Source organism: Mesorhizobium sp. M7A.F.Ca.CA.002.09.1.1, from assembly GCF_003998555.1.
GTDB lineage: Bacteria > Pseudomonadota > Alphaproteobacteria > Rhizobiales > Rhizobiaceae > Mesorhizobium > Mesorhizobium ciceri.
Genome location: NZ_RZRR01000446.1, coordinates 1 through 4,486, shown reverse-complemented (window position 1 = coordinate 4,486; position 4,486 = coordinate 1). Strand labels below are relative to the sequence as shown.

The following is a 4,486-nucleotide window of genomic DNA, read 5'->3' as shown; positions in this document are numbered from 1 at the left end:
ATATCGGGCGGCACCAGTTTCTGGCGCTGGCGCTTGTGCGCCGGCGTGTCGCCGGTGCGCGTCTCGATGGTGACGGGCAGCCCGATCTCTTCCACCGGTTTGCCGAGATTACGCTCGATATCGACGGCAAGCGCCTTCAACGGCGAGATGTAGAGCGTGTGGATACCGCGCTGCGCCTGGCCCGGCTTTCTCTTTGGCCGGTTGGCCAGTTCGGTCAGCGAAGGCAGGAAGCCGGCCAGCGTCTTGCCGGCACCGGTCGGCGCGATCAGCAGGACCGACTGACCGGCCTGGGCCTTCGCCAGAAGTTCGATCTGATGGGCGCGCGGCGACCAGCCTTTCTCGCCAAACCATCTGAGGAATGGTTCGGGCAGGGCCACGGCGGCATTCTGTTCGGCAAGGCGCGGCTCAACTGTCACCCGCCAGAGGTAGCGCGACGGCGCGCGAACGCCAAGGAAAATCGGAACAAAAGGTGATCGAGGTGAGCTTTCCTCGCCCCGGTACGGGGAGAGGATGCCGGCAGGCAGGTGGGGGGCGGCGCGAACCTCTCAATGCTGGCGCTGTCCCTCATCCGCCCTCGGGCACCTTCTCCCCGTGAACGGGGCGAAGGAAGAAAGGCTACGGCCTCCTGAACCCTGTCGGGCCACCATAGAGATAACCGATGCGGTCAACCGCATCCTTCAGGCCTTCGCGCGACACCAGCATGGTGTGGCCGTTGGCGTGGATCATCGTGTCGGCATCGGTCATGACGGCGACATGGCCCTTCCAGAACACCAGATCGCCGCGTCGCAAGCCGGAGAAATCAGGTCCCGGTTCCAGCGGCTCGCCAAGGGCCGCAGCCTGCATGTCGGAATCGCGCAGCACGTCTCTGCCGGCCATGCGCATCGCCAGTTGCACCAGCCCCGAACAGTCGATGCCGAAACCGGAAGTGCCACCCCAGAGATAGGGTGTTCCTAGAAACGCCTCGGCAACCGCGACATAGTCGGACACAGCTTCACTGAGCGGCCGCAGGTGACCTGCGATCAGCGCCTCGCCGGACGGCAGGACCGCATAGTGCGTACCGCGCGTCTCGGCCGCCTCCGTCACTGTCACCGTCGATCCCATCGACAATTGTCCGGCGATCGGAAAGCGCAGATCCGGCGCGGGATAGAGGAAGGTGCGCGGCACGCAGACGATGTGCGTCGGCGTATGGTCCCGTTTGCCCAGCATCGTGTCGGCGACATAGCCGACATAGCCGTCGCGTTCGGCCTGGACCCAGGCCCAGCCTTCAGCGACATCGAAGACCAGGACATCGTCGCCGAACAGGGCTTGCGTGTTGACGCCGGCATCCGCCCGCGGCGCCTTGCGCATATCGGCCACTGACGCGATGACCCGCGCCGGCCGGCCGGCGACGAAGCGGTCAGCGGCGACCTCACCCTTCAGCCGTGCATCGGCAAGGTCCGAGCGAAAAGCGTGAAGGCGGGCATCCCTGGCAGTCAAATCGAGCACTCTGTTGAAAAGGTCGCTCACATCGGCAGTTCGAGCGCCTTGGCGATGATACCATCGCCGAAGCGCTCGACAAAGAGCGCGCCCTCGACCGTGCGCCTGATCAGAACATTGCGCTTGTCGAGCTCGTCGCGATGGCGCGAGACGAGTTTCAAAGCGCCCATCGTGTCAAGGGCGCGGGTGATCACCGGCTTGGTGACATTGAGCCGGGCGGCGAGCCCGCGCACGGTGTGCGGCGGCGGATCGAGATAGATGGTGAACAGGATTGCCGTCTGGCGCATGGTCAGATCGGGCGCGTCGTCGCGCACCTGCGACAGCATCACCTGCTGCCACAGTCGCAAGGCCTGGCTCGGGCGCATCGCAATCGACATCGCGCCAGCATGACGGCAAATTGTTTCGGTTCCGTTTCAGTCAAAGCGATTGCCGTCTTTCGCCTGCGACTGTCAGCCATAGCGTTTCGCGATGATCCGCTCCAGCGCGCGGATGCCCTGTGCCTCGCCGCCGGCGGGGCCATGCGGACGATCAGCCGGATTCCAGGCGAAGATGTCGAAATGCGCCCAGCCCGCGGTTTTTTCGACAAAGCGCTTCAGGAACAACGCCGCTGTGATCGAGCCGGCGAAACCGTCCGTGGTGACATTGTTGATGTCGGCGATCTTCGACGACAGTTTTGCATCGTAGGGCCGCCACAGCGGCATGCGCCACAGCGGATCCTCCGTCGCGACGGAAGCCTCCGCCAGATCGGATGCCAGCGTTTCGTCGCCGGTGTAGAACGGTGGCAGATCGGGGCCGAGCGCGACACGGGCAGCCCCGGTCAGCGTCGCCATGTCGACCAGAAGCTGCGGCTCCTCCTCGTCGGCCAGCGCCAGCGCGTCGGCCAGCACCAGCCGTCCCTCGGCATCCGTGTTGCCGATCTCGACAGTGATGCCCTTGCGGCTCATCAGCACGTCGCCAGGCCGGAAGGCGTTGCCGGCAATCGAATTTTCCACCGCGGGAATGAGCACGCGCAGCCGCACATTCAGCCCGGCAGCCATGATCATCGAGGCGAGGCCAAGGACATTGGCGGCACCGCCCATGTCCTTCTTCATCAGCAGCATGCCGGACGATGGCTTGATGTCGAGGCCGCCCGTGTCGAAGCAGACGCCCTTGCCGACCAGCGTCACCTTCGGTGCGTCTTGCTGTCCCCATCGCATGTCGATCAAGCGCGGTGCGCTGGTCGACGCACGGCCGACCGCATGGATCATCGGGAAGTTCCGGTCGAGGAGATCGTCACCCTTGATCACCGAGACTTCGGCCTTGTGCCTGGCGGCCAGGGTCCGCACCGCCTGCTCCAAATCTTCCGGACCCATATCGCTGGTCGGCGTGTTGACCAGATCGCGTGTCAGGAAGACGCCATCGACAATGCGGCGAACGCGCCCGGCATCGACGTCGGCCGGCAGGCCGAAGCGCAGCGCCCTGCCTGGCTTCTTGCCGTAGCGGGTGAAGACATAACCGCCGAGCAGCAGCGCGATCGCCGCGAGTTCGGCCTCGGCCGGCGCCAAGGCGAAATGCCAGTCGCCTTCCGGCAAGGCTTTCGACAATGCGCCGAGGGCAAGCGCGCCTTCGCCATCGCCGATACCGAACAAGGCGCCGCCGAGCGCCCCGTTTTCGCCGGGCACGACCAGTGTCCTGCCTGCCTCGCCGGAAAAGCCGTTGGCCCTGGCCCAGGCGATGGCGGCCGGCGCAAGACCGGCCGCGTCCAGACCGTCCCTGGCGACCAGATGGACCGGCAACGCGCCCGGCAATGTCTTCCCGACGAGTTCGACAGGCATGCGATGTTCTCCGTGTGAGTCGCCGTTCTTAACCGTCCGTTAGGGTTAACAGAATATTTCTGCGAGAGGGAAGACGGCCACGCAATGGCCGCGCATGAATGGAGGCTTAGGGTGCCATGCCGACCAACCGCAGGATCAATATCAGGGGAAAACGGCTCATCACCATGGCTCTTGTGCTGGCGCTGACGGCGGGCGTCGCCGGTTGCGGAACCGACAAGCTCTCCACCGGCTCTATCGCACGCACCAGCGGCAAACCGCTTGAAAGCATGTCGGCCGGCGAACTGCACAATGCCACCGGCGCACTTGGCCAATCCTACGCGAAGAACCCCAACGACAAGCGGATAGCGACGAACTATGCGGCGGCGTTGCAGATGGATGGCGACGCCGACCAGTCGCTGGCCGTGATGCGCAAACTCGCCATCGCTTTGCCCAAGGATCGTGACGTGCTTGCCTCCTACGGCAAGGCGCTGGCCGCCAATGGCCAGTTCGAGGCGGCGCTCGACGCCGTGCGCCGCGCTCAGACACCGGAATATCCCGACTGGAGGCTGGTGTCGGCGGAAGCGGCCATTCTCGACCAGACCGGCCAGAAGGACGATGCGCGCCAGCTTTACCGCAAGGCGCTCGACCTCAAGCCGAACGAGCCTTCCGTGCTCTCCAATCTTGGCATGTCGTATGTGCTGGAAGGTGATCTGCGCACCGCCGAAACCTATATGCGCTCGGCCGCGCAACAGCCGAATGCGGACAGCCGGGTCCGCCAGAACCTGGCGCTGGTCGTCGGCCTGCAAGGCCGGTTCGACGAGGCCGAGAAGATCGCCTCACAGGAACTGTCGCCCGAACAGGCGCAGGCAAATGTCGCCTATCTCAGGCAGATGCTGGCCCAACAGAACGCCTGGAGCCAGCTCAAGGACCAGGACAAGCCGAAATCCGCAACCAACTGAGACCACAATTCCGATGCCCCAACGAAGAGGCCGCGTTGCATGCAGCGCGGCCTCTTCGTTTGAAGTGTACTGCAGGAATTTGCCTTGCCGCTACTGGGCGTTTGTTGCCGGCGCCGCATGATCGCCGAAGATACCGCGTTGGCTGACCTGAATGCCGGCGGGACCCAGGATGATGGCGAAAAGCACCGGCAGGAAAAACAGGATCATCGGCACGGTAAGTTTTGGCGGCAGGGCGGCCGCCTTCTTCTCGGCCGCATT

General features: G+C 64.6%; 5 protein-coding genes and 1 pseudogene. 1 reads left to right on the top strand and 5 read right to left on the bottom strand.

Translation table 11 applies throughout. The features are described 5' to 3' along the window. The 4 genes from EN994_RS19305 to EN994_RS19290 form a co-directional block, all read right to left on the bottom strand. Positions 1-416, bottom strand: a 416-nt coding sequence (locus tag EN994_RS19305) for a DEAD/DEAH box helicase (protein WP_127307726.1), incomplete at its 3' end; no start/stop codon positions are given. Between the two features lie 199 nt (positions 417-615). Continuing rightward, positions 616-1,476 (bottom strand): NlpC/P60 family protein, encoded by an 861-nt coding sequence (locus tag EN994_RS19300; protein ID WP_063170457.1) that lies wholly within the window; start codon positions 1,474-1,476, stop codon positions 616-618. A 26-nt stretch (positions 1,477-1,502) separates the two neighbouring features. Beyond that, complete coding sequence (locus EN994_RS19295) at positions 1,503-1,853, bottom strand: MarR family winged helix-turn-helix transcriptional regulator (protein WP_013533675.1); 351 nt, start codon at positions 1,851-1,853, stop codon at positions 1,503-1,505. A gap of 72 nt (positions 1,854-1,925) precedes the next feature. Continuing rightward, positions 1,926-3,290 (bottom strand): M17 family metallopeptidase, encoded by a 1,365-nt coding sequence (locus EN994_RS19290; protein WP_063169999.1) that lies wholly within the window; start codon positions 3,288-3,290, stop codon positions 1,926-1,928. Positions 3,291-3,406: 116 nt separating this feature from the next. Between EN994_RS19290 and EN994_RS19285 the strand changes: the two genes are divergently transcribed. After that, on the top strand, positions 3,407-4,228 hold the full coding sequence (locus EN994_RS19285) for a tetratricopeptide repeat protein (RefSeq protein WP_013533677.1): 822 nt from the start codon (positions 3,407-3,409) through the stop codon (positions 4,226-4,228). Between the two features lie 90 nt (positions 4,229-4,318). Here EN994_RS19285 and EN994_RS36190 read toward each other — a convergent pair. Continuing rightward, positions 4,319-4,486, bottom strand: a pseudogene (locus EN994_RS36190) (type II secretion system F family protein); the annotation flags it as partial.

Bases quoted from the DNA above. Each gene is read 5' to 3' on its own strand.
- EN994_RS19285 (WP_013533677.1), top strand. From the start codon at position 3,407: ATGCCGACCAACCGCAGGATCAATATCAGGGGAAAACGGCTCATCACC.
- EN994_RS19295 (WP_013533675.1), bottom strand. From the start codon at position 1,853: ATGTCGATTGCGATGCGCCCGAGCCAGGCCTTGCGACTGTGGCAGCAG.
- EN994_RS19290 (WP_063169999.1), bottom strand. From the start codon at position 3,290: ATGCCTGTCGAACTCGTCGGGAAGACATTGCCGGGCGCGTTGCCGGTC.